The organism is Pseudomonas sp. TE3911, assembly GCF_054062775.1.
Genome location: NZ_JBSSFP010000001.1, coordinates 5386060 through 5408722, shown reverse-complemented (window position 1 = coordinate 5408722; position 22663 = coordinate 5386060). Strand labels below are relative to the sequence as shown.

The following is a 22663-nucleotide window of genomic DNA, read 5'->3' as shown; positions in this document are numbered from 1 at the left end:
GTGGCGACCATCATGAAGAAAGTGGATGCAGTGATCGTCGGCTTCGGCTGGACCGGCGCGATCATGGCAAAGGAGCTGACAGAAGCGGGCCTCAACGTGCTGGCGCTGGAGCGCGGCCCGATGCAGGACACGTACCCTGACGGTAACTATCCCCAGGTCATCGACGAATTGACCTACAGCGTGCGTAAGAAACTCTTCCAGGACATTTCCAAAGAGACGGTGACCATTCGCCATAGCGTGAATGATGTCGCCCTGCCTAACCGTCAGCTCGGCGCTTTTTTGCCGGGCAATGGCGTGGGTGGCGCGGGCCTTCACTGGTCAGGTGTGCACTTTCGTGTCGACCCGATCGAGTTGCGCATGCGCAGCCACTACGAAGAACGCTACGGGAAAAACTTCATTCCGAAGGACATGACTATCCAGGACTTCGGCGTCAGCTATGAAGAACTGGAGCCGTTCTTCGACTATGCGGAAAAAGTCTTCGGCACCTCCGGCCAAGCTTGGACCGTTAAAGGTCAGCTGGTGGGTGAAGGCCGTGGCGGCAACCCTTACGCGCCGGATCGTTCCAACCCGTTTCCGTTGGAAGCGCAGAAAAATACGGTCTCCGCACAGCTGTTTCAGAAAGCGGCTGCCGATGTGGGTTACAAACCCTACAACTTGCCATCCGCCAACACCTCGGGGCCTTACACCAACCCCTATGGCGCGCAGATGGGCCCGTGCAACTTCTGCGGTTTTTGCAGTGGCTACGTGTGCTACATGTACTCCAAGGCCTCGCCGAATGTGAACATCCTGCCGGCGCTGCGTCAGGTGCCGAATTTCGAACTGCGCCCCAATTCCCACGTGCTCAAGGTCAACCTAGACAGCACCAAGAAGAAAGCCACGGGCGTGACCTATATCGACGCCCAGGGCCGTGAAATCGAGCAGCCGGCGGACTTGGTAATCCTCGGCGCGTTCCAGTTTCACAACGTGCGCCTGATGCTGCTGTCGGGCATCGGCAAGCCGTACGACCCGATTACCAATGAAGGCGTGGTGGGCCGGAACTTCGCTTACCAGAACATGGCAACCATCAAGGCCTTCTTCGATAAGGACACCCACACCAACAACTTCATCGGCGCGGGCGGTAATGGCGTGGCGATGGACGACTTCAATGCGGACAACTTCGACCACGGCCCACACGGCTTTGTGGGCGGCTCGCCGATGTGGGTCAACCAGGCCGGCAGTCGGCCGATTGCGGGTACGTCCAACCCGCCCGGCACCCCGGCCTGGGGCAGTGCGTGGAAGCGCGCCACTGCCGATTACTACACCCATCAGGTGTCGATGGACGCCCACGGTGCCCATCAATCCTACCGAGGCAACTACCTTGATCTGGACCCGGTGTACCGCGATGCCTACGGCCTGCCGCTGCTGCGTATGACGTTCGATTGGCAGGAGAACGACATCAAGATGAACCGTTTCATGGTCGAGAAAATGGGCAAGGTTGCCGAAGCGATGAACCCCAAGGCCATCGCTGTACTTGGTAAAAAAGTCGGTGAGCATTTCAACACTGCGTCTTACCAGACCACCCACCTCAATGGTGGCGCGATCATGGGCACCGACCCGAAAACCAGTGCGTTGAACCGTTACCTGCAGAGCTGGGACGTACACAACGTTTTTGTCCCTGGCGCGTCCGCTTTCCCACAGGGCCTGGGCTACAACCCTACCGGCCTGGTGGCGGCGCTGACCTACTGGTCGGCCCGGGCGATCCGTGAGCAGTACCTGAAAAACCCCGGCCCACTGGTTCAGGCATAAGGAGCGATGACCATGAAAGCACTTGTTATCGCCACGTTTGCGCTGCTCAGCAGTTGCTCGATAAGCGCCGCCGAAACCGACCTGATCAGACAGGGCGAATACCTGGCCCGCGCCGGTGACTGCGTGGCTTGCCACACCGCCAAGGGCGGCAAACCCTTCGCAGGCGGGCTGCCGATGGAAACCCCGATTGGCGTGATCTATTCCACCAACATCACCCCGGACAAGACCGGCCTTGGCGACTATAGCTTCGAAGACTTCGACAAGGCCGTGCGCCATGGCGTCGCCAAGAGCGGTAGTACGCTTTACCCAGCGATGCCGTACCCGTCTTACGCGCGTGTCAGCGACAGCGATATGCAGGCGTTGTATGCGTACTTCATGAAGGGCGTGGAGCCCGTCGCCCAAGCAAATAAGGACAGCGACATTCCCTGGCCCTTGAGCATGCGTTGGCCGTTGGCGGCGTGGCGTTGGATGTTTGCCCCTGAAGTGGCTGACACACCAGCGGTAGCAGGTGCCGACCCGGTGACAAGTCGTGGCGCTTACCTAGTGGAAGGCCTCGGTCACTGCGGCGCGTGCCACACCCCCCGTGCGTTGACCATGCAGGAAAAAGCCCTGAGTGCCACAGATGGCGATGCCTTCCTGTCCGGCAGCGCGCCGTTGGAAGGTTGGATCGCCAAGAGCCTGCGCGGCGACCACAAGGACGGCCTTGGCAGTTGGAGCGAGGAGCAACTGGTGCAATTCCTCAAGACCGGTCGCAGTGATCGCAGCGCGGTGTTTGGTGGTATGAGCGACGTTGTAGTCCACAGCATGCAGTACATGTCGGAAGACGATTTGACCGCTATCGCCCGTTACCTCAAGAGCCTGCCTGCAGTCGATCCCAAGGACCAGCCGCATGTGTACGACAAGCAGGTAGCACAGGCGCTGTGGAAAGGCGATGACAGCCAGCCGGGTGCGTCGGTGTACATCGACAACTGTGCGGCCTGCCACCGCACCGACGGCCATGGCTATACACGCGTGTTCCCGGCGCTGGCGGGCAACCCGGTATTGCAGACGGCGGATGCCACCTCGCTGATCAACATCGTGTTGAACGGCGGCACCTTGCCGTCCACTCACGCGGCGCCATCGACCTTCACCATGCCGGCATTTGCCTGGCGCCTGTCGGACCAGGAAGTGGCGGACGTAGTCAGTTTCATCCGTGGCAGTTGGGGCAATAAAGGTGCGCCGGTGAAAGCCAGCGACGTGGCTGATATGCGTAAAAACGATATGCGCACCACCTCGGGCGATGACCTGGGGCAGGTCACACAAAAACACTGACCGCCAAACGGCACTGGTCAGAAACGTCGCGCCTCGATACTGTATATAAAAACAGTATCGAGGCGTATTCATGTCTACTCCGTTGCCGCCCCGTGGCCGGGGCACGGCCACTAACCTGCACAACCGCTTTGCGCCCTCGGTCAGCGTGGCCGAGGACGATGGCTGGTATCAGGAAGTACCGCCGACCCAAGGCACCGAGGTGCGTATTGAGACGGCTAAAACCATCATCACCCGCAACAACTCACCGGACCTGCCGTTTGATCGCTCGATCAACCCGTATCGCGGTTGCGAGCATGGCTGGATATGTTCAGCGATAGGTGCCAACGTCAAAAGCGGGTTTCCGGTTGCTAGACGCCCGGCAAACGGTGCGTTTAAGTCGACTTTCGGAGCCATTGGCTAAATCCCTCGAAGCATGGATGATGCCTACATTCCCGGCGACCTGACCACCGGGTAAACGATCAAAATGCTCAAGGATTCGACGATGCTACAAAGCTATGCTTTCCGTAATCGCGATGGTCTATTAGGGATTTTTCAAAAAGAGGACGACATAGTTCACCTGTATGTTGATAGCCAGTTCTACACATACGAATGCCGAAATTGGAAGGAATGGACTCAACAAGCTGAAAGTGATTACGATAAAAGATTTGCCGGTGGTGACACTTCAAAACCAACAGAAAAGTCAATTTATTTTTATCTACTTAGATTTTGCGAAGGTATTAATATCGACGTGCTCGACTTGGTTGAAGTCGCCAATCCCGGATTTTTCTTCTCGCGAATCAGCAGAGGAAATTTTCAATTCAATTACGTGGGCGATAGCTACTACCAAGAAATTAGAGCCTACCAAGCGATTCAGGATTCACTAGATTCACTCCTTTACGTCGTTGAACCGTCAGAAACAAATTTCGATTCTTACGGCCATAAGATACGTGAGCTTTTGATTTTGGCATGTACTGAGGTCGAATACCTTTTGCTTAGGGTATTGATGGAAAATGGATACCCGCAACAGAAAACCTATAAAACTACCGACTACATTCACTGCTTACCAATACTCAAGCTAAATGAATACAAGGTGGTATTGGGTCAATATCCGAATTTAAAAGTTTTCCAGCCATTTGCGAACTGGAACAAGCAATCACCGACGCAAACGCTTGAATGGTATGACGCATATAACTCAGTGAAGCATAATCGAGGTGGAAGCCTGAAAAATGCCAACTTCAAGAATTTACTTGACGCGATTGCTGCCATTCATATTTTGCTAGAAGCTCAATATGGTAAAAATATTTTCCACAAATGGACTCAATACAAAGACGCCAAGAGTGTGTTTGAGAGCATTTCAAGACCTACATGGCAGCCCTCAGAGATTTCGGTACCAATTTTCGAAGGTTATGAAATAAATCCTAAATGGGTCGGTGCTCTACAATATTTTGCCTGTAACCCGATTCCTAGCAAACCGCCGAAACCGAAATGCGGAACGTGTGGTAAATGACCTTATGGATAAAAGCGGGGTTTACCGGTTGCTATACGCCCGGCAAACGGTGCGTTTTAGATCGAGGTGGTTTTGAGTGCAGGGACTTGTACCTGTGCGAAAAATCACCGGATACGCGGTGTATGGCCGCTACGCGGTGCGGTGCAGTGGCCCCGCTATTCTGGTGGTCGCTTCGCTTCCTAAAAAGAAAGTTCAAAGGCGAAATAAACCGCCAAGGTATCAAGATTATTCCGCTTGTGGATAAAACGGAAAATTGACACAAGAAACGAAAAAAGCCCTTTATTGGGCCTTTTGTTTTTGACTAGCTTTAATATTTGAGCATATCAACTAAAACTTTATAATGCGGTATTTTTTCATTAAATACGGCCATAAACTCAACGCCGCCGAACTCAAAGCATGGGTGAAAAAGTGATTGCCTTGTTGCTTTCTTTTCTTCACTTTCTAGCTCTTGATAGTCATAAGGCTTGCTACCAGCAATCAAAGTAAAGTAACCAATGTTGCATTTTATTTTTTTAAAAACTCGTCCGTTTTTTACAAGTGATATTCTTACAACGTATTCTTTTCTAACTTCTTGAAATTTGAAAAAGTCAGTTTCAGGTTTTTCTATAAATACTTCCCACACTGCCGGGTCAAAATCAACTTTATTGGTCGCTTTCTTCTCAACGTCAGAGGCGAGATAATCAGTATATTTTTTTATTTGAGAAAGCGAAGAAACTGATTTGTATGTTTTCGCAACGCAAAGTTTTATCGCCGCAAAATCATAGTCATGCTCATCAAGGTCAATAATATGGATCTTTTTAGATCTCGCCTCTGTGTATTCATCGGACTTGAAATAGTCCTTAAATACAGCATTTGCGACATTTATACCAGTCGCGTAATTGCTCACAATGAAATACTTGTTTGATCTGTGGTTTGTGTATGTTGTGTCTTTGCTGAGCACGGCAGCAGAACGAAAAGCATCGTAAGCTAATTGTCTAACGTCGAATTTCTTTGGTTTAGTGATAATTGTATTTAGCATAAATCTCCTTTTTTGATTTCATACTTTTATTAAATCATATTAAAAAACCTTGTCAAATTAAACCGCCAAACTTTTTGATAGTTAAATGGTTATTGTCAAACCCTATTTGAAATTAAGGTTCAACGTTAAATATATTTTCAACCTGCTATTGACACGAAGTTAATGGCTTATTTAAGCCATAAATCGACTGTCGTAAAAATGGTAACTTCGAAAAATATCGGAAATTTCTTAAAATAATTTTGGCGATATTTTCATAAAAATATTTTTGCGGAATAAACCGCCAAGAACTCACTGGCATAAAAAAAGCCCCGGTGAAGGGGCTTCATGGTGTCGCTAGATTTTAGATCTTTTCGGCTTTCAGTTTGTCGATCAAAGCTTCAAACGTATCAACCTCGTTTTTCTTCATCAAGTCAGCTAAGAACAAAGCATAAGTCTTAAATCCTTTGTCTTTCATTGCTTGACTAGCAATGCCTTGCTTAGCTTTCTTCAAAATGAACTCAACGCCATCAATCGTAACTTTCCACTTATCGCTAGGCTCTTTAGGAGTCTTCGGTACGTTCTCGCTCACGCTTTTGCGTGTTTTAGCCGGGGTTTCTAAGTGATAGTAGGAAAGCACCACACTAACAAAATCAGCCTCGTTATAGCCGTGTTTCTCCCGCAAAGCATCCAGCTCTTCAACCAGATCAAGCACTTTGGCTTCGTTTGCATCAGCTTTAAGACTTTCGATCTGTGCTTCTAGCGATTTTTGCTGTGCAAGTAGATCAAGCAATTTAGACATTTCAACGATCCATGGTTGGGTTTTTCAGGATCATAATTTCAAAAAATTAGCTTGTCAAAATAAACCGCCAAGGATAAAGCAGTTAAGGGTTTAAGATTTTAGATCCACCAGAATGGCTTTTGACGTTCTGCCCTCATATTATATATAGATTTACGTAGTAAATATCTTATACCCCCTTACAACATTCAAAAAAGCCCGCAAGAATAAGAGAAATCTAAAAATTTGGGTTATAGCATTTTATTTTTATTCGATTTTGGGTTAAAGCATTTTATTTTTTTTAGGGGTTTATACTTAGAATATTGAGTTTTTCAAAAGCATTAAAGTATGGTTAAAGCAATTTATAAACTTTTTCCTGTTTTTATCCTTGTAATTTCTTTTTTTAATGGTTCAATATAAGTGTTAACAAGGAAAAATTAACCGTGGAATATAAATTAAAAGAAATCATTGGGAAAAACGGCAAGCCTCGTAGAGTACGAGCATTAACTACGTTTATTTCAGTACCTAGAATTTTTCTAGTTCTGCCGCTTTTCAATATCATCAATAGTAGCGAAGGTTTTGGCGATACTATCAAAATTGATAAGCATCAAAATGCTAGAAATATAGAGTTCACAAACGTACAGCTAACGATAGACAATGACTTTGACGTTTTTCTATTTATATTAAGAAGGGTTTTGAATAGCAATAATACATCAATTGAGTTCACGACCAGCGAAATGATGGATGAATTAAAAATCGACAAAGTTAATAGAGCACAGTACTTAAAGACTTTTATTAAGTCGGTTGAACGACTAAGCAAAATACACGTCAGGTATATTGATTATGTCAACGGCGAATGGGAACGTAATTTTTTCAGTTTTATTGACGGAAAACTTACAAAAACAAAAGGCGTGATTGAAGTTTCAAAATTTTTCATTCAGTTTTTTGGAAGCCTTAAAGAGCTTTATGAGTTAAACCCTGAAATTTTAAGTGCATTAACAAAGTACCAACGTATTTTGTACGTCTTGTATGTGTGCAACAGAATGAGCACAACAAACCATTTTAGCGTTGATATGCTCAAAGAAAGATTCAACATCAACAGTGAAAAAATGCCTGACAAAACATTCATTAAAAGCATTCGAGATGCAAATAATGATCTTGTGTTCCTTGGTTTGATTACCGGCTTTCAAGAAATTAAAGAATTAGATAATCAAGGAAAAAACAACAGCCCGAAAAAGCCGACCGAAAAGTTTGAGGTTGATTACTCGTACAAATCACTTTATCCAAAAGTAGAAGAACTTGAAAAATTAAAAGAAAAGGCTGAAATACTTAAAGCTCAAAAGAGACAAAAGAAAGCTGTTAAAAAACTGAATTTAGACGCTTTTAATGATGATCTAGATGACGCATTCAAAGAAGAAATTGAACGCCAAAACAACATAAATAAAGAGGTGGAATAATGGAAGAACAAGAAATCAAAGAAATCGACTTAAAGCACGTCAGCGTTGCCGCTCAGGCGTTGATTACGCACATTGAAAGCATATTGCCAAAGATCCCTAGTGACCGCGTTAAAACGCTCGTAGCGATGAAATTAAGCACTGCCATTAGCCAAGGTGGTAATGAGGCTATGTTGCGTCAGATTTTGCTTTTAGCTGTTACAGCAATCGAAAGCAGTGAACTCATAGAACACAAAATGGACACGAATGATCTTCAATACAATATTATTACTGGGGAAATACTAAGTGAAATTGACTGTATCCCTGCGATGAATCAAATCATAAAAGTGAAAAAAGAAGTGGAAGATTCATTGAAAAGCAAAGGACCAAAAAACAACCAAAAACCGACAGCGGTTTAACATCGATCAGGAGCAAGATGAATGTAAGAAATGTAATCACTTTTTTAACGCTGCTTCTCCTTCCAATCGTCGCATTCGCTGATGATGCAACCGCCGCCCGTGTTGAACTCATTTCGGCCAACATCGTGCTAATCAAGCGTGTTATTTTCTTGATCGGATTTATCGTATTTATTTCGGGTGCGTACAAGCTCACTTTGATTACCGAACAAGGTAATAAAATGGGAAAAAGTGTCCCGCTCGTTTTCCTAATTGTTGGTGCTGTTCTTATGAATATTACGCTTGCCATTGGTGTATTCGGTAATACCTATTTTAAAGCCGGTGATTTCTGTTTTGTCGTATCAGATGACGCGATAAATAACGCTTGTATGAATACGGAAGTATCGGGCCTTACAGGTGAAGTAAAAGCACGAATTGAAAAGCTTTCAAGCGGTAGCACTGCCGAAGAATTTTTGCAAAATTTTCAAATCATCATCGGTATTTTTCAAGTTATCGGATTGATTTATTTCGCTGTCGGGAGTTACGGGATTGCACAAGTTTCAAACGGATCATCAAAAGAAAATGGCTATGGAAAACCCATAATCACGATGTTTGCATCTGCTTTGATTGTTGATATTCCACACACTGCAATGATGGCGATCAATACGCTCGAAAAAATCGGAATCAACTTTTAAATTAACCAAGGAGGAAATTATGAAAAAAACGATGTTGCTTTTAACGCTTTTATACTCAGTCAATGCTTTTGCTGTTAATGATTTTTGTGAAGACGGTTGCACACTTAAAGAAATCGAGGCGAAAAACAAAGCGAATTACAAAACCCATGAACAATGGGTAATTCATAATGAAGCACTTGAAGCCGAGGAATATCGCCAGTGGGTTCAAGAACACCGTGAAGCACAAGCTAGGGCAGATGCTTTGCCTAAATCTGTTTACGTCCCCGGCACGCAATACAGGACGTGTGTGCAAGACGTTTATGAGCAAGCCGCTGGCTTCCTTGGTGAAGATGCAAATACTCAAATTTCAGTCAGTCAAGACACTAGTGAAAAATGTAGTTTCATCGTCACTAGATTTGATGATCAAAGTCATGCTTGCGAAAATCTTTCAGCACTGTCAGGAATGGCGAGAATGATGAGTTATCAAGAAGAAACATGTAGATATGAGAAAGAAAAGTGGAGGTTATACGAACAGTATAGAGATGTAGTTTATACGCCAGCATGGACGCATAGCGTTGAGCTTGAATATTTGAATAAATTGAAACCTATCGAGCTGAAACACAAGGAAAATGTAGATAAATGGATTGAGCAGGAAAAACAAAAAAACAAAAAAGGGGGGGCACTATGAACAAAGAAAGTTGGGTTGATGTAATTGAATATTTAGGTATTCGTATCGTTACTAAAAAGCAAGAAATTGAATACTACAAAAATAATGCCGGTTACACCAACGAAGAAAAGAAAAAGCTAATTAACGAACGTTTGCACTACATCAAATCGTTAGAAGCTGAAATTTTTTACATCACGTTTTTCATAAAATAACAGAAGCCCCAACCGGGCTTTTTTCTCGTATTTGATTTTTTAATATTATTATATATAATAATATTAACAACATCATTTCCAACATGAAAAATTCAAAAATTCTTTTCTATTCTCACTTCGCAGTGATTGCGTCAAGTGCCTTTTTACTTTCAGTTTTGTCTTCAATGCCAGAAGCCATACCAACGCACCACTTGATATTTTTAATCGGCATTCAAGTATTCGCAGTTTTTTGTTTATACAAATTGCACTGCATTGCCAAGAAAGGAGAACAAACAAACAACAATAACGAGGTATCACAATGATCAAGCTTTCACTTTTAACCATCGCATTATTTTCTTCAATTTCCGTTCAAGCGGCTTATGTCATAAAAATCCCTATGGAGCAAAATCTAGGTGGTTCATTGCCAACCAGTTCAATCGCCTTCGTTGGTGGAATCGGTGGGGGTTCTGCTTCACCAGTAACGCCAGATCCAAAACCAGAAGAACCAGAGCAAAAACCAGAAGAACCATCAAGGGAAAGCGTTTGTGCTTCTGCGAAGCAAAATGTTATCAGCATCGCAGCATCACAAAATTTAGGCGTAACCGTTAAATACATTTCGCCGTTACCGGCTGACAAATGCGTTTTAATGGTTATGTCTATTGGGAAATTTACAGATAAAGCGGCATTAGTAAATTTTGGCAACTCAGTTGCAAGATTGAATATTGAAAATTATTCAATTGGAATTGAAAGATACAGCAGCACGACAGTAGATATGTTTATAAGCTCTGTAACGACTGACGTAAGCACACAAGCTGATAAAATTTGGTCACGATACCAAACAGACAAGAAATAAAAAGAACGCCTAAAAAGGCGTTTTTTAATCGGGTCTTGGCATGTTTCGTCTTCTCCTTTCGTTTTGATAATGTACATCTTCCGCTTCATTTTTTTGAGTTTGAATTCCTGCGTCAAGAGCACGCATTTCAGAAAGCTTTTCTTCCATAGTTCCCGCTGAAAAGCTGTTTGTCATATCACTCATTTTATCTAATGCACCATCAAGCAAACTAGCAGCGATTTCTACGGTTTTACTCCCGACAGCTTTTGCTGCACCGCCAATGCCGTTTTCGTTTTTTGGATCTTTGGTTTTTTCGACCGGTTTTCTAGTTGGTAAAGACTTAGTGTTATTTTGCTCAGTTGGCTTCTTGAACGCTTGGTTTTCAAGCTTCATTTTTTCAAGCTGTGCTTTGTCTTGTGCAGTCGGCTCATAGCCTTTGAGTGAATAACCTTTTTTATCAAGATTCATCATGTGAAATTGAAGCCATACCACACGCTTGAATGCTTCATCACCTTTGATATGCAAGGTGTCTGATTTGCCGCTCTCAGTGAGCTTTTGCAAGCCCGCTTTGATCACCATTGGGCTAATGCTATTGAAATGAGCGGTGCCGTTTGCATAGCTGAACGCTTTGCGGTGCGAGCCTTTGAAACGGTATGAATGACCATCATCAGTATCGAAACGAGTATCAAGGACGCGGTTAGATTTAATCCTGCGTTCGGTAATGGCTGATTGTTGATCATGAAAATCACCGCCAATGCTTCCAAAATCACGCACAGGGGCCGTTTTCACGCCAAGACGTGCAAGTGTGTCGGAGAACTGGGGATCGTCGCCAAAACGGGCTTTTAGAGCTTTATACGATGCACCGACATCGGAAGCCTTGAAGATCTGGCCGTCTTTCTCCAGGGAATAGCCAGTGTTGCCGTTGAGGATCAGGGTGTAGCCATCGGCATCAAGGAATTCGAGGAACTCGCCAGCGGTCATAGCTTTGTCAGTCGAAGCATTTACAGCTTCTTTAAATTTTGACTTTTCAGACTTGATACCGCGATTTTCAAGCCTGTATTCGTTCGATGGTTGGGGATTTGTAGGCATTTCGGGTTTTAGGAATTTTCTGTTTTCAACGACTTTCAAACCATTTTCGATTTCTGTTTTGTGAAGAGCTTTTTCAAACAAAGCATAATCGTAAAGCTGTTCGTATACTTTGCCGCTGTTATCTCTTTTATTCCAGATCAAGTGAACATGGATTTTATCCGTATCAGTGTGAACGGCCCAGCGGTGCCTGTGTTTGTCTATATTAAGAACCTCACGCCATACGCCCAAGGCTAATTCAGCCGCTTTTTCGGGTGTGATTTTATCGGAAGCGTCAAAGCTGATCATTTCGTGCAAGCCTTGAACTTCTTGTTTTCTTCCCGTTTTACCATCGTGTTTATTGTTAACCTGATCGCACTTCTTAACGCCCAGCTTCACATAATCTTTGATACTGGTGCTTTCAAATTTTACTTCACTACCGCCAACCAATGCGGCTTTTGATAGTGCATAATTCATTGAACGGCCTATGGCTGCACTGTCAGGTAATTTGCTTAATTTTTTCCTGATCATTTTTTACCTCTCTTCTTGATTACTGTTTTTTTTGTTCTTGTAGAAATCCAATCAGATAGATAATCAAAACGTGATGTTGATTTTTCGATGACTCTCAAAGCCGCGACGATTGTCTGTCTATTTTTTTCTGTAAGTTGTTCATCGGAATTCAATTTAGTAGCAATTTGGTTAATGTTGTTGCCGATGCTTTCCAACTGACTTTCAATGTCTTTTAAGGTTTCTTGAATTTTTTCAGCAGAAGCAATTAACGCAGGATTATTGAACTCGACTGTTTGAGCAAAGCCATCGTTAATGACTTTTTTGATTATTGCTGTTTTAGTCATTGATAGACTAGAAGCGAGGGTGTTTAGTTTTTCTATGTCTTCTCTTCTAACGCGGATTGATATTTTGTCTTGTGCCATGTTTCTCCTGATCGATGTGTTTTATTTGGTGAACAAAGGCCGGGGCCTGTTGTTCGTTTACATCAAATGTTTCCTTCTGCTAAATCAATGATTGCGATTGAAAGAGCCTTTATAGCTGACTGTTCGCTTTCCGTTAAATCTGTGTAACCTTCACGATCACCATCTGCAAGGCGTTCGATAATATCGCATAGAGTTGTGATTAATTGGCTTGTGGCGTGCTCGCTGAACATGCCACTCATAAAGCGATTATAAGAATATGAGTCATATCCTAGATGACGATTACAAATATCATTAACTACTATATTTAGAGCCTTGAACCTTTCAAGCCTTTCGGTTTTAAATTCAAAGTAAAGTGCTTGGTCGTTTCTTGGTGCTGCTTTAAATCTGCCGATAATATGCTCATAAGCATTTGAGATCTTAATCGCTTCCATCTGAGCGGCTGCACGACTTTCAGCATCTTTTTCATTAATAGTGTTTTGTTTTTTGATAACCGTTTCACCTATTGGTGTAACAATTTCATCACCAAAGTCAAAGTCATTGCTATCTTCAAAATCGAAATCGTTAGTGTCTTTTTTGTCCGTCATAATTTTCCTCATTTTTACGTTGGTTTTTGAACAATGAGCATCAGCTAATTGTTCGGGTCTTGCTTTTGATTTCCTGTAATGTCCGAAAGCATTACAGGGACTTGCTTTTGCTTTACCATTTTCAAACGAAGTGTAGAAAATCAAGTAGGAAACGGAATAAAAAAGCACGGAGTGTTTTTTATGACCGGCAATTTAACGAAGTTAAATGTCGGACGTTTCCATTGCTTGCCTGTTCTTTCTAGACTTCATATAAATGTTGTATCATATATTTTAATGTTTTCAATAGCGTCCGACATTTTTGTCCGACATAGAAAGCGTCCGACATTTTTGAAAACGTATGACAAAACGTCCGACATTTAACCGTTTGATTTTTAGACCGCATAAAAAAAGGCCATCTATAAATAGACAGCCTCTTTAATAAGTTTGATGGTTAGACTTATTGCGGTGCTTTATTCTTGTGATTGATAACCTGCTTTAAGATCAAACCGTTCTTCGTCCTCTGGCTCAAATTCAGGCGGCTCAAATCCTATGATCTGATCTCCGGTGTTGCCATCTTGATCTATAAATCGCTGGACGCCGTTAAAGAATTCGATTTCAAGGCCGGTTTCGAGATAGTCAATACGAATATGCTTAATGATCTTTTTAAGTTCGCTGTTGTATCTCACACGTTTTTCAATGGATTCATCAGAGCGATCATAAATTATTTCGCTAATGTCATTTGATTTCAAACCAGAGAACGATTTTTCGGACATGTATATTTGATCAAGCTTTTTACTTTCGCTTTCGATTTCTTGATCTATGTGTGTGCGGTTGCTTTCTAGTTCTGCGATCAACTCGTTGTAAGTAGATGGTATGGTTTTACCACTCATAATCATGTTTTTAACGTCAATCTTGAAGTCGTCAAGCCTGCTAGTTATTTGATCTCTGTTCGCTTTCATTTTCATGATTTTTGTTTTCAGTTCCTCGGCCTGTGTGTTTTCTTCTAGCAAGGCAGAAACATTCAAACCATCTGTGAAAGCAAAGAACATCGAAAACAGTTTTTTGCCACGAATCGACAATTGACCAAAATGACTATTTAGATCGCATTTGCCAGTCATCGAATTTGTGCAAATAAAATAATCTCTTTCACCCTTATTCATATAGCGGATGGTGCCACCACACCACTTGCAATAAATCAGGTCACGAAAGACGTTATATCGTTGATTAGAGTATCTACCGGCAAAAGGTCTACGGGATTTGATGACTTCTTGAACTTGATAGAAAAGTTTTTCATCGACAACAGCCGGGTAATAATTTGGTATGGCTTCGCCTTCGTCTTTCCGTTTCAGTTGTCCAGATTCGTCATAATGGATTTTTTGCGGCGAATGTTCGCCAATAAGCTTTCGATTACTCAATAGGTATTGTGTCTGGTGAATGGCGAGCTTTTCACTATATAGTTCGTTATATTCTCGCGTAGCTTCTTGTAGACCTTTCGACAGTGAAAGCTTGAAAAGCGTGTTAATTCGTTCGACTTTTGCATGATCAATGACAAAGGCGTTATTTTCGACTTTTAGCCACGTTGGCACCTTTTTAGTAACGATTTCACCGGCCCGCATTTTCTCGCGATTAAATCGCCATGCTTTGCTTGAAAAATCGCTTTTCCGCTCGCTCTCTGCGTTCGCACGTTCAAACTCTACAAGGGCACTGATCCAGTCTCCAAAATCGAGATTTTCAGCGTCATAGATTTTGTTTTTATCAAGAATGACAATCTTGATACCGGCGTAAAGCAGATCGGTAAAAATCTTATTACTGCGAACAATTTTGTCCCGCGAAAGCCGGTCGAAGTTTTCGATCAACAGATATGAACCCTTGTCGATTTCACCCATGCGGACTTGCCGCAGGAATTGACCAAGCACACCTTCGGCCCCTGCGTTTTTACCCCTGTGTGCTGACGTACCAGCGTCTTCAAGGTGTCGATCAACGTCTAGACCATGCTTAGTGACGAAAGCGTCTATAAGCTCGTTTTGGCGGGCACGGGTGCTGCCGTCCTCTTGGCGGGTCGATGAGAATCGAACGTAAGGAAAGCATTTTTTGGTCATTTTTAGTCACCCCGTGCGATGGAACGTATAGCCTAACATGTCTGCATCTACTGCTATGCGCGGCCCAGCCACGCCTATTGGGACATGTCACCGGGGCTGGATTTCGAGACCAAGCTGATCGCCAAGAGCAATGCGGCCGACGTGCTGGAGCAGCAGCTGTCCAAGCCGGGCTATGTGTGTGCGCCGATCAACCTGGGTTCCAACACCGATCCGTACCAGCCCATCGAGCGTGAATACAAGATCACGCGTCAGACCCTCGAAGTGCTGCTGCGCTACCGACATCCGGTGACCATCATTACCAAAGGTTCGCTGATCCTGCGTGACCTCGACCTGCTCACCGAGTTGGCCCGCCAGCGTCTGGTGGCGGTGATGATCAGCCTCACCAGTCTGGACGACGAGCTCAAGCGCATCCTGGAGCCGCGCACGGCAGCGCCTAAGGCGCGGTTGCGAGCGATCCGTGTGATGCGAGAGGCGGGGATTCCCGTGGGTGTGCTGTGTTCGCCGATGATTCCGATGATCAACGACAGTGAGTTGGAGAGCCTGCTGACCGAGGCGCACGCTGCCGGTGCGCAGAGCGCAGCGTACATGATGCTGCGCCTGCCCCTGGAAGTGGCGCCGTTGTTCGAAGAGTGGCTGACGGCGCATTACCCGCAGCGTGCGGCCCACGTAATGAGTCTGGTGCGGCAGGTGCGAGGTGGCGAGGTGTATGACAGCCGCTTCGGTGTGCGTATGCGGGGCGAAGGACCTTTTGCTGATTTGTTGGCCCAGCGTTTCAGCAAGGCAATCAAACGCCTGGGGCTCAATCGCCGTGAAGGATTCAATCTGGATTGCACGGCGTTCTGTCCGCCGGGCAGACAGATGGCATTGTTGTAGACTTATCAGGAAGAACGCACCTTTCTTGTAGGAATAGTCGCGTTTTGACATCACTGAAACCCGCGATCTAGAGCGGTTCATTCAGTTTGAGTTAAGTTTCGGCGGTTACCTTGCTCAGCGAGTGACTGATGAGTCGACACCCGGGTTATTGGAGTTTTACAACTATTCCACTGGCCGGGCGTCGAACTGTCCTGAACACGCCCCCTGCACTAATCAAGAGGATGAATCATGAGTGATAAGGATAAACAGCCGTTGGCTGCGTCGGCTTCAGCCTCTCAAATGGCGGAGTCCGCCGATGCAGCGCTAAAGCATATCGTTGACGGTTTTTTGCATTTCCATCACGACGTCTTCCCACAGCAGGAAGAACTCTTCAAGAAACTCGCCACGGCCCAGAGCCCGCGAGCGATGTTCATCACCTGCGCCGACTCGCGCATCGTCCCCGAGCTGATCACCCAAAGCTCGCCTGGCGACCTGTTCGTGACCCGTAACGTAGGCAACGTAGTGCCGCCCTACGGCCAAATGAACGGTGGTGTTTCCACGGCCATCGAGTACGCGGTACTTGCCCTCGGTGTGCAGCACATCATCGTGTGCGGACACTCCGATTGCGGCGCCATGCGGGCGGTACTCAACCCCGACAGCCTGGAAAAAATGCCGACGGTAAAAGCCTGGTTGCGGCATGCCGAGGTCGCCAAGACCATGGTCCATGACAACTGCGATTGCGCCAGCGAAGGCGAGAGCATGAAGGTGCTCACCGAAGAAAACGTCATCGCCCAGTTGCAACATTTGCGCACCCACCCTTCCGTGGCTTCGCGCATGGCTAACGGTCAGCTGTTCATCCACGGTTGGATCTACAACATCGAGACCAGCGAAATCCGCGCCTACGATGCCGACCAGTCGGCGTTCAGACCGTTGGGCGGTGACGGGCCGATCCCTTCAGCGACGCCTAAAGCGCGCTTCTAAAACACTTCCCTGCCGGGTAATGCGGTGGCTGCCATGGATGCAGCCAGGCTTTACCGCGCCCGGCGAATGCCTCGGGAGAGTCATCATGCGTGCTGCTCAATTGAAAGCTGTATTGCCACGGGAGCTGCTCGCCTCGGTGGTTGTGTTTCTGGTCGCCCTGCCGCTGTGCATGGGGATCGCGATTGCGTCCGGCATGCCGCCGGCCAAGGGCCTGATCACCGGGATTATCGGTGGCCTGGTGGTGGGGTGGCTGGCGGGGTCGCCGCTGCAGGTCAGCGGTCCGGCGGCGGGTCTGGCTGTGCTGGTGTTTGAATTGGTGCGCCAGCACGGCATGTTGATGCTGGGCCCGATCCTGCTGCTGGCGGGCTTTCTGCAACTGGTGGCCGGACGTTTGCGCCTGGGCTGCTGGTTCCGCGTGACAGCGCCCGCAGTGGTGTACGGCATGCTGGCGGGCATTGGCGTGTTGATTGTGCTGTCGCAGATTCATGTGATGCTCGACGGTGCGCCCAAGCCTTCGGGGCTGGACAACCTGGCGGGTTTCCCGGCTGCACTGGCTGAAGCCATACCGACCCTTGGCGGCGGGCTTGGCTGGCAAGCGGGTTTGCTTGGGCTGTCGACGATGCTGGTGATGTACCTTTGGGATAAATTCCGTCCGCAACCGCTGCGGTTTGTGCCGGGCGCTTTGCTTGGCGTCGGCCTGGCTACGGTCACCAGCCTGGTGCTGGCGTTGCAGGTCAAACGCGTGGAAGTCCCGGAAAACCTGGCTGACGCCATCGACTGGCTGCGCCCCAGCGACCTGCTGAACCTGGCCGATCCTCAACTGCTGATCGCTGCCTTCGCAGTGGCATTTATCGCCAGCGCCGAAACCCTGCTTTCCGCCGCGGCTGTCGACCGCATGCATGATGGCCAGCGTTCCGATTTCGACAAAGAGCTGTCCGCCCAAGGTGTCGGCAACATGCTCTGCGGCCTGGTCGGTGCTTTGCCGATGACCGGCGTGATCGTACGCAGCTCAGCCAACGTCCAGGCGGGTGCAACCACTCGTCTGTCTGCCATGTTCCATGGCGTGTGGTTGCTGGGTTTCGTGTTGCTGTTGTCGAGCGTGCTGCAAAGCATTCCAGTGGCAAGCCTGGCCGGTGTGTTGGTGTACACCGGGATCAAGCTGGTAGACGTCAAGGCGTTCAAGGCCTTGGGGCGCTACGGGCGGATGCCGATGTTTACCTATGCGGCCACGGCCTTGGCGATCATCTTTACTGACCTGCTGACGGGTGTGCTGGTGGGCTTTGGCCTCACGTTGGTCAAACTGGCGCTCAAGGCGTCCCGGCTGAAAGTCAGCCTGATTGACCTGCCTCAGGATGGAGAGATGGAGCTACGGCTGACCGGAGCGGCGACCTTTCTCAAAGTGCCTGCGCTGACCCAAGTGCTGTCGACGGTACCTGCGGGGACCACGGTGCATGTGCCGCTCAACAACCTCACCTATATCGACCATTCCTGCCTGGAGTTACTGGAGGAATGGGGTAGGGCGAATGCGGCGAAGGGCTCGAAGTTGGTGATTGAGGCGCGCGGGTTGAAGCGCCGGCTCGAAGGCCGGGTTAGGACGACGACGGGAATCGGCTCGGCGCCATCAATCGGCTGATGAAGCCGGATCAAAATGTGGGAGGGGGCTTGCTCCCGATAGCAGAGTGTCAGTCTAAGCATATGTGACTGAGCCACCGCTATCGGGAGCAAGCCCCCTCCCACATTTTTTCTGCGTCTACCTCAGGATTCAGGCGGGTTGATCCAGCGCCAATTCAACCCCCAGTTGCCGAGACAGGCACGGCCAGCGCTTCCACGCGGCGTCTGTGTCAGGGCTTTTCAACTGCTCGCGGTACGCCTCGACGGACTCCAGCGCAAAGCTGTCTTCGTTGAGCATCTCATCCACCGCCAGGTGGACGGCTTCATCCAGTTGGTTGGCAAACGCTTCGCCGATCAACTGATGGGCAATCAAGTTAGCCACGGTGGTATCCGCCGGAATCAACGGCCGACCGAAGTGCTTGATATACAGATCGTTTACTTCCTCCACCAGACGATGAGCCAGGTAGGCCTCGTCCAGCAGCCCGTCCAGGCCTTCGTGGCCTGCCAGAATAGCTGGCGGTTGCAGGAAGAAATGCTCGGCAATCTTCAGCACCGGCTTTATCTGGCTTTCGATACCGGCCTCGCGGGCAACTTCATTGGCCGCGTCGAGCAAATCCGGGACCAATTCGATGTAGGCGGTGACAAAACGCGCCATGACAACGTTGCGATCACCTTCAGCCAGAGCAATGGCCGAATGCAGGTGCGGCAATTGTTTTTCCAGTTGCTGGGCAAGCTGGCCCGTAGTGGCTTCGTGTTGATGGGCACGGGAAATCTGCTCGCGCAATGCGGCGGTGTTCATGAAGGCTCCAGTGATGCAGGCGTAGGAAAAGGGAGAGGTTAAGTTAGCTCGTTTATACGAGCGCCTAAGACGCATTTGTCATAATTATTTCATGGTTATGCGCAGGCGTTATATTGAATTGCCATCGTTCGTCGGAAAATCGATTCCGCTCCCGGTTTCATTGGCTTCGGCCGTGCCATTTTGCCTCATTTGTCCCTACACATTGCGGGGTTGCATACCCTGTCTATACTCGGATTTGTACGCGATTAGCTGATGACGCCAGACTGCATAAGCAGGCAAGGCTAAGCGGTTGTAAGCAGTATGGAAGCCGCTCCCTTCGACGCAGGTGCAAACCGGCGGGATAACAAGAACGATAAGGGGAACCCGCAATGATGCGACATCCACACGTTTGGATGGGCCTCCTGTTGTGGTCAGTATTCGGCCAGGCGCACGCCGCCTGGACAACGAATATGGCGCCAGGTGCAACAGAAGTCAGTCACGCTGTGTTCGATCTGCACATGACCATTTTCTGGATCTGTGTGGTGATCGGCATCATCGTGTTTGGCGCCATGTTTTGGTCGATGATGGTCCACCGGCGCTCCACCGGCCAGGTCGCAGCCAAGTTCCACGAGAGCACCACCGTGGAAATCCTCTGGACCGTCGTGCCCTTGCTGATCCTGATCGCGATGGCTATTCCCGCAACCAAGACCTTGATCAACATCTACGACAGCAGTGAGTCGGATATCGATATCCAGGTCACTGGCTACCAGTGGAAGTGGCATTACAAATACCTGGGCCAGGATGTGGAGTTCTTCAGCAACCTGGCCACACCCGCCGAGCAGATCCATAACCAGGCCACCAAGGGCGAGCACTATCTGCTGGAAGTCGACCAGCCGTTGGTGCTGCCGGTGGGCGCCAAAGTGCGCTTTCTGGTTACCGCCGCTGACGTGATCCACTCTTGGTGGGTGCCGGCTTTTGCGGTCAAGCGCGACGCTATTCCCGGCTTCGTCAACGAGGCCTGGACTCGGGTCGAGAAGCCCGGCATCTACCGTGGGCAGTGCGCCGAATTGTGCGGTAAAGACCACGGTTTCATGCCCATCGTCGTCGAGGTCAAATCCAAGGCTGACTACGAAACCTGGCTGGGTGAACGCAAGGCCGAGGCCGCCAAGCTCAAGGAACTGACCTCCAAAGAGTGGACCCTTGAAGAGTTGGTGGCCCGTGGTGACAAGGTTTATCACACCACCTGCGTGGCCTGTCACCAGGCCGAGGGCCAGGGCCTGCCGCCGATGTTCCCGGCGCTCAAGGGCTCGAAAATCGCTACCGGACCGGCCGCCGACCACCTGAGCATCGTCTATCACGGCAAGCCGGGCACTGCGATGGCCGCGTTCGGCAAGCAGCTCTCGGAAGTGGATATCGCCGCCGTGGTGACCTACGAGCGCAACGCCTGGGGCAACAACAAAGGCGACATGGTCACGCCAAAAGACGTGCTGGCCATCAAACAGGCGGAAAGCAAATGACAGCCCTCATTACATTTGCGCCGCCCCGCCCCGCCCATTCGTTTGCAGGAGAACGGCCATGAGCGCTGTGATCGATGACCATGGACACACCAGTGACCATGCCCACGGCCCCGCCAAGGGGTTGATGCGTTGGGTGCTGACCACCAACCACAAAGACATCGGCACGATGTACCTGTGGTTCGCCTTCACGATGTTCCTGCTGGGCGGTTCGTTCGCCATGGTGATCCGTGCCGAACTGTTCCAGCCCGGGTTGCAGATCGTCGAACCGGCATTTTTCAACCAGATGACCACCATGCACGGCCTGATCATGGTGTTCGGCGCGGTGATGCCGGCATTTGTCGGCCTGGCCAACTGGATGATCCCGCTGATGATCGGCGCGCCCGACATGGCCTTGCCGCGCATGAACAACTTCAGCTTCTGGCTGTTGCCAGCGGCTTTCCTGTTGCTGGTCTCGACGCTGTTCACCCCCGGCGGCGGACCGAACTTCGGCTGGACCTTCTACGCCCCGCTCTCCACCACCTACGCGCCGGAAAGCGTGACGTTCTTCATTTTCGCCATCCACCTGATGGGCATCAGTTCGATCATGGGTGCGATCAACGTGGTCGCTACCATCCTCAACCTGCGCGCGCCGGGCATGACGTTGATGAAGATGCCGCTGTTCGTGTGGACCTGGCTGATTACCGCTTTCCTGCTGATTGCGGTGATGCCGGTGCTGGCTGGTTGCGTGACCATGATGCTGATGGACATTCACTTCGGCACGAGCTTCTTTAGTGCGGCTGGCGGTGGTGATCCGGTGCTGTTCCAGCACGTGTTCTGGTTCTTTGGTCATCCGGAGGTGTACATCATGATCCTGCCGGCCTTCGGCGCCGTCAGTTCGATCATTCCGACCTTCTCGCGCAAGCCGCTGTTCGGCTACACCTCGATGGTCTACGCCACGGCAAGCATCGCGTTCCTGTCGTTTATCGTGTGGGCGCACCATATGTTCGTGGTCGGTATCCCGCTGGTGGGCGAATTGTTCTTCATGTACGCCACGTTGCTGATCGCCGTGCCGACCGGGGTAAAGGTGTTCAACTGGGTCAGCACCATGTGGCAAGGCTCGCTCACGTTCGAGACGCCGATGTTGTTTGCGGTGGCCTTCGTGATCCTGTTCACCATCGGCGGCTTCTCCGGGTTGATGCTGGCGATTGCTCCGGCTGACTTCCAGTACCACGACACCTACTTTGTGGTGGCGCACTTCCATTACGTACTGGTGCCCGGCGCGATCTTCGGGATCTTCGCGTCGGCCTACTACTGGTTGCCGAAATGGACCGGCCACATGTACGACGAAACCCTGGGCAAGCTGCACTTCTGGCTGTCTTTCGTGGGCATGAACATGGCGTTCTTCCCGATGCACTTTGTGGGGCTGGCCGGTATGCCGCGTCGGGTGCCGGACTACAACCTGCAGTTCGCCGACTTCAACATGGTCTCGTCGATTGGCGCGTTTATGTTTGGCGCCACGCAGATCTTCTTTTTGTTCATCGTGATCAAGTGCATTCGAGGTGGACCGCCGGCGCCGGCCAAGCCGTGGGATGGCGCAGAAGGCCTGGAGTGGAGCATTCCTTCGCCTGCGCCGTACCACACGTTCACCACGCCGCCGGAGGTCAAATGAACCGGTTGCCACACAGCAACTGTGAGGGCGGCAAGCCCCCTCACGCATTGATCGCATTCGCTTCAGGGGTG

General features: G+C 48.7%; 20 protein-coding genes and 2 pseudogenes. 15 read left to right on the top strand and 7 right to left on the bottom strand.

The genetic code is table 11. The annotated features are described in order from the left end of the window. From ACVWXD_RS24490 to ACVWXD_RS24475, 4 genes and pseudogenes are all read left to right on the top strand, one after another. Complete coding sequence (locus ACVWXD_RS24490; protein WP_032885087.1) at positions 1-1785, top strand: GMC family oxidoreductase; 1785 nt, start codon at positions 1-3, stop codon at positions 1783-1785. A gap of 12 nt (positions 1786-1797) precedes the next feature. After that, positions 1798-3096 (top strand): c-type cytochrome, encoded by a 1299-nt coding sequence (locus tag ACVWXD_RS24485; RefSeq protein WP_401381774.1) that lies wholly within the window; start codon positions 1798-1800, stop codon positions 3094-3096. A gap of 70 nt (positions 3097-3166) precedes the next feature. Beyond that, a pseudogene (locus ACVWXD_RS24480) lies at positions 3167-3400 on the top strand (PA0069 family radical SAM protein); the annotation flags it as partial. 159 nt (positions 3401-3559) lie between these two features. Beyond that, the gene (locus ACVWXD_RS24475; protein WP_135499878.1) at positions 3560-4582 is read left to right on the top strand and encodes a hypothetical protein; all 1023 of its coding nucleotides are present in this window, start codon (positions 3560-3562) and stop codon (positions 4580-4582) included. A 307-nt stretch (positions 4583-4889) separates the two neighbouring features. On the opposite strand, the gene ACVWXD_RS24470 is transcribed toward ACVWXD_RS24475, so the two are convergent. Together ACVWXD_RS24470 and ACVWXD_RS24465 are read right to left on the bottom strand one after the other, a co-directional pair. Then, on the bottom strand, positions 4890-5600 hold the full coding sequence (locus ACVWXD_RS24470) for a hypothetical protein (protein WP_074980555.1): 711 nt from the start codon (positions 5598-5600) through the stop codon (positions 4890-4892). Between the two features lie 340 nt (positions 5601-5940). Continuing rightward, on the bottom strand, positions 5941-6378 hold the full coding sequence (locus ACVWXD_RS24465; protein ID WP_074980554.1) for a hypothetical protein: 438 nt from the start codon (positions 6376-6378) through the stop codon (positions 5941-5943). Between the two features lie 419 nt (positions 6379-6797). Between ACVWXD_RS24465 and ACVWXD_RS24460 the strand changes: the two genes are divergently transcribed. The 6 genes from ACVWXD_RS24460 to ACVWXD_RS24435 all read left to right on the top strand — a co-directional run bounded on the left by ACVWXD_RS24460 (position 6798) and on the right by ACVWXD_RS24435 (position 10567). After that, a complete protein-coding gene (locus ACVWXD_RS24460; RefSeq protein ID WP_074980553.1) occupies positions 6798-7811 on the top strand; it encodes a hypothetical protein in 1014 nt (337 codons plus the stop codon). Beyond that, the gene (locus ACVWXD_RS24455; RefSeq protein ID WP_457371418.1) at positions 7811-8206 is read left to right on the top strand and encodes a hypothetical protein; all 396 of its coding nucleotides are present in this window, start codon (positions 7811-7813) and stop codon (positions 8204-8206) included. The genes ACVWXD_RS24460 and ACVWXD_RS24455 overlap by 1 nt, the downstream gene beginning before the upstream one ends. Before the next feature lie 17 nt (positions 8207-8223). Continuing rightward, complete coding sequence (locus ACVWXD_RS24450) at positions 8224-8877, top strand: hypothetical protein (RefSeq protein ID WP_457371417.1); 654 nt, start codon at positions 8224-8226, stop codon at positions 8875-8877. 19 nt (positions 8878-8896) lie between these two features. Further along, the gene (locus tag ACVWXD_RS24445) at positions 8897-9544 is read left to right on the top strand and encodes a hypothetical protein (RefSeq protein WP_135499879.1); all 648 of its coding nucleotides are present in this window, start codon (positions 8897-8899) and stop codon (positions 9542-9544) included. Beyond that, positions 9541-9735 carry a hypothetical protein gene (locus ACVWXD_RS24440; RefSeq protein ID WP_135499880.1) on the top strand — a complete coding sequence of 65 codons (195 nt, stop codon included), beginning with the start codon at positions 9541-9543 and terminating at the stop codon, positions 9733-9735. The genes ACVWXD_RS24445 and ACVWXD_RS24440 overlap by 4 nt, the downstream gene beginning before the upstream one ends. A gap of 298 nt (positions 9736-10033) precedes the next feature. Then, entirely contained in the window at positions 10034-10567 is a 534-nt protein-coding gene (locus tag ACVWXD_RS24435; RefSeq protein WP_457371416.1) for a hypothetical protein, read from the top strand. Between the two features lie 24 nt (positions 10568-10591). Here ACVWXD_RS24435 and ACVWXD_RS24430 read toward each other — a convergent pair whose 3' ends face one another. The 4 genes from ACVWXD_RS24430 to ACVWXD_RS24415 form a co-directional block, all read right to left on the bottom strand. Next, on the bottom strand, positions 10592-12142 hold the full coding sequence (locus ACVWXD_RS24430) for a relaxase/mobilization nuclease domain-containing protein (protein ID WP_457371415.1): 1551 nt from the start codon (positions 12140-12142) through the stop codon (positions 10592-10594). Beyond that, entirely contained in the window at positions 12139-12543 is a 405-nt protein-coding gene (mobC, locus tag ACVWXD_RS24425) for a plasmid mobilization relaxosome protein MobC (RefSeq protein WP_457371414.1), read from the bottom strand. The genes ACVWXD_RS24430 and mobC overlap by 4 nt, the downstream gene beginning before the upstream one ends. Positions 12544-12605: 62 nt before the next feature. Next, complete coding sequence (locus ACVWXD_RS24420; RefSeq protein WP_457371413.1) at positions 12606-13295, bottom strand: hypothetical protein; 690 nt, start codon at positions 13293-13295, stop codon at positions 12606-12608. A gap of 281 nt (positions 13296-13576) precedes the next feature. Beyond that, entirely contained in the window at positions 13577-15205 is a 1629-nt protein-coding gene (locus ACVWXD_RS24415) for a recombinase family protein (RefSeq protein ID WP_074980547.1), read from the bottom strand. A gap of 36 nt (positions 15206-15241) precedes the next feature. Between ACVWXD_RS24415 and ACVWXD_RS24410 the strand changes: the two are divergent. The 3 genes and pseudogenes from ACVWXD_RS24410 to ACVWXD_RS24400 form a co-directional block, all read left to right on the top strand. Next, positions 15242-16078: pseudogene (locus ACVWXD_RS24410) on the top strand (PA0069 family radical SAM protein); the annotation flags it as partial. Positions 16079-16306: 228 nt separating this feature from the next. Then, a complete protein-coding gene (locus tag ACVWXD_RS24405; RefSeq protein ID WP_095185291.1) occupies positions 16307-17038 on the top strand; it encodes a carbonic anhydrase in 732 nt (243 codons plus the stop codon). Between the two features lie 85 nt (positions 17039-17123). Further along, entirely contained in the window at positions 17124-18671 is a 1548-nt protein-coding gene (locus ACVWXD_RS24400) for a SulP family inorganic anion transporter (RefSeq protein WP_181644035.1), read from the top strand. A gap of 129 nt (positions 18672-18800) precedes the next feature. On the opposite strand, the gene ACVWXD_RS24395 is transcribed toward ACVWXD_RS24400, so the two are convergent. Next, positions 18801-19448, bottom strand: a complete 648-nt coding sequence (locus tag ACVWXD_RS24395; RefSeq protein WP_260366940.1) for a hypothetical protein — start codon at positions 19446-19448, stop codon at positions 18801-18803. Positions 19449-19816: 368 nt separating this feature from the next. On the opposite strand from ACVWXD_RS24395, the gene coxB reads away from it, so the two are divergent. Continuing rightward, positions 19817-20944: a cytochrome c oxidase subunit II gene (gene coxB, locus ACVWXD_RS24390; RefSeq protein ID WP_032885077.1), complete on the top strand. Its 1128-nt coding sequence runs from the start codon at positions 19817-19819 to the stop codon at positions 20942-20944. 58 nt (positions 20945-21002) lie between these two features. Next, positions 21003-22592 carry a cytochrome c oxidase subunit I gene (gene ctaD / locus ACVWXD_RS24385; protein ID WP_032885076.1) on the top strand — a complete coding sequence of 530 codons (1590 nt, stop codon included), beginning with the start codon at positions 21003-21005 and terminating at the stop codon, positions 22590-22592. Positions 22593-22663: the final 71 nt, after the last annotated feature.

Excerpts from the sequence above, each read along its gene's own strand:
- ACVWXD_RS24485 (WP_401381774.1), top strand. The coding sequence starts at position 1,798 with ATGAAAGCACTTGTTATCGCCACGTTTGCGCTGCTCAGCAGTTGCTCG.
- ACVWXD_RS24475 (WP_135499878.1), top strand. The coding sequence starts at position 3,560 with ATGCTCAAGGATTCGACGATGCTACAAAGCTATGCTTTCCGTAATCGC.
- ACVWXD_RS24470 (WP_074980555.1), bottom strand. The coding sequence starts at position 5,600 with ATGCTAAATACAATTATCACTAAACCAAAGAAATTCGACGTTAGACAA.
- ACVWXD_RS24465 (WP_074980554.1), bottom strand. The coding sequence starts at position 6,378 with ATGTCTAAATTGCTTGATCTACTTGCACAGCAAAAATCGCTAGAAGCA.
- ACVWXD_RS24455 (WP_457371418.1), top strand. The coding sequence starts at position 7,811 with ATGGAAGAACAAGAAATCAAAGAAATCGACTTAAAGCACGTCAGCGTT.
- ACVWXD_RS24450 (WP_457371417.1), top strand. The coding sequence starts at position 8,224 with ATGAATGTAAGAAATGTAATCACTTTTTTAACGCTGCTTCTCCTTCCA.
- ACVWXD_RS24445 (WP_135499879.1), top strand. The coding sequence starts at position 8,897 with ATGAAAAAAACGATGTTGCTTTTAACGCTTTTATACTCAGTCAATGCT.
- ACVWXD_RS24440 (WP_135499880.1), top strand. The coding sequence starts at position 9,541 with ATGAACAAAGAAAGTTGGGTTGATGTAATTGAATATTTAGGTATTCGT.
- ACVWXD_RS24435 (WP_457371416.1), top strand. The coding sequence starts at position 10,034 with ATGATCAAGCTTTCACTTTTAACCATCGCATTATTTTCTTCAATTTCC.
- ACVWXD_RS24430 (WP_457371415.1), bottom strand. The coding sequence starts at position 12,142 with ATGATCAGGAAAAAATTAAGCAAATTACCTGACAGTGCAGCCATAGGC.
- mobC (WP_457371414.1), bottom strand. The coding sequence starts at position 12,543 with ATGGCACAAGACAAAATATCAATCCGCGTTAGAAGAGAAGACATAGAA.
- ACVWXD_RS24415 (WP_074980547.1), bottom strand. The coding sequence starts at position 15,205 with ATGACCAAAAAATGCTTTCCTTACGTTCGATTCTCATCGACCCGCCAA.
- ACVWXD_RS24405 (WP_095185291.1), top strand. The coding sequence starts at position 16,307 with ATGAGTGATAAGGATAAACAGCCGTTGGCTGCGTCGGCTTCAGCCTCT.
- ACVWXD_RS24400 (WP_181644035.1), top strand. The coding sequence starts at position 17,124 with ATGCGTGCTGCTCAATTGAAAGCTGTATTGCCACGGGAGCTGCTCGCC.
- ACVWXD_RS24395 (WP_260366940.1), bottom strand. The coding sequence starts at position 19,448 with ATGAACACCGCCGCATTGCGCGAGCAGATTTCCCGTGCCCATCAACAC.
- coxB (WP_032885077.1), top strand. The coding sequence starts at position 19,817 with ATGATGCGACATCCACACGTTTGGATGGGCCTCCTGTTGTGGTCAGTA.
- ctaD (WP_032885076.1), top strand. The coding sequence starts at position 21,003 with ATGAGCGCTGTGATCGATGACCATGGACACACCAGTGACCATGCCCAC.